General features: G+C 66.2%; 1 protein-coding gene. It reads left to right on the forward strand.

Features of this window, described 5'->3' with window-relative positions; genetic code table 11:
* On the forward strand, positions 1 to 547 hold a 547-nt coding region (locus UK23_RS48060), incomplete at both ends, for a glycoside hydrolase family 48 protein (RefSeq protein ID WP_045318569.1).

Here is a 547-nt window from a genome sequence, read left to right on the forward strand (position 1 = left end):
CCCAACGGCTACCTGGACCTGTTCACCAAGGACTCGTCCTACGCCAAGCAGTGGAAGTACACCAACGCACCAGATGCGGACGCCCGCGCGGTGCAGGTGGCGTTGCTGGCCCAGCAGTGGGCCACGGCGCAGGGCAAGGGATCCCAGGTTGCGCCCGAGGTCGCGAAGGCCGCGAAGATGGGCGACTACCTGCGGTACTCGATGTTCGACAAGTACTTCAAGCAGATCGGCAACTGCACGAGCCCAAGCTCCTGCCCAGCGGGCACCGGCAAGAACAGCGACCACTACCTGATCTCGTGGTACTACGCGTGGGGTGGTGCGACCGACACGAGCAACGGCTGGGCGTGGCGCATCGGCGACAGCGCTTCGCACCAGGGCTATCAGAACCCCCTTGCCGCGTACGCGTTGTCGAACGTGCCGGCGCTGAAGCCGTTGTCCGCCACCGGACAGCAGGACTGGGCGAAGAGCCTGGACCGGCAGCTCGAACTGCTGCAGTGGCTGCAGTCCTCCGACGGCGCGCTCGCCGGTGGTGTCACGAACTCCTGGG

Source organism: Lentzea aerocolonigenes, from assembly GCF_000955955.1.
In the GTDB taxonomy this organism is placed as follows: Bacteria; Actinomycetota; Actinomycetes; order Mycobacteriales; family Pseudonocardiaceae; genus Lentzea; species Lentzea aerocolonigenes_A.